The 424-nt window shown below is 68.6% G+C and carries 1 protein-coding gene; it reads left to right on the top strand.

Going from position 1 to position 424, the window contains the following annotated elements; genetic code table 11:
- Positions 1–60 precede the first annotated feature (60 nt).
- The coding region (locus tag P3W85_RS04905) for an FAD:protein FMN transferase (RefSeq protein ID WP_276263941.1) at positions 61–424 on the top strand (364 nt) is incomplete at its 3' end.

Here is a 424-nt window from a genome sequence, read left to right as displayed (position 1 = left end):
CAAGCGGGCTTTTTGTGTTTTCGCCTCTATCGTTTTAGTCGCTTTACCAGGTTCACCCGCATGCAGCGTGTCCTCATTCCTCTCTCGCTTGGCTCTGCCCCGCCCGTGCCTGCCGCGGGGGCGCAGCTGTGCCGGCGGCATGGCGAGACCATGGGCACGACGTGGTCGGCGGCCTGGGTCATGCCGCCAGGAGGGACCGGCGAAGACGCGCTCGATGCCGGCATCCGCGCCGTGCTGGCCGGCGTGACCGCGCAGATGAGCAACTGGGACGAAAGCTCCGACCTCAGCCGCTTCAACCGCGCCGCGCCGGACAGCTGGCAGGTGTTGCCGCCGGACTGCTTCGCGGTGTTGCAGGCCGCATTGCAAGTGGCGCGCGACAGCGGCGGGGCCTACGATCCCAGCGCCGGGCCGCTGGTCGACCTAT

Source organism: Cupriavidus basilensis (genome assembly GCF_029335485.1).
GTDB classification, from domain to species: Bacteria; Pseudomonadota; Gammaproteobacteria; order Burkholderiales; family Burkholderiaceae; genus Cupriavidus; species Cupriavidus basilensis_E.
This window is presented reverse-complemented; position numbering and strand designations above follow the sequence as displayed.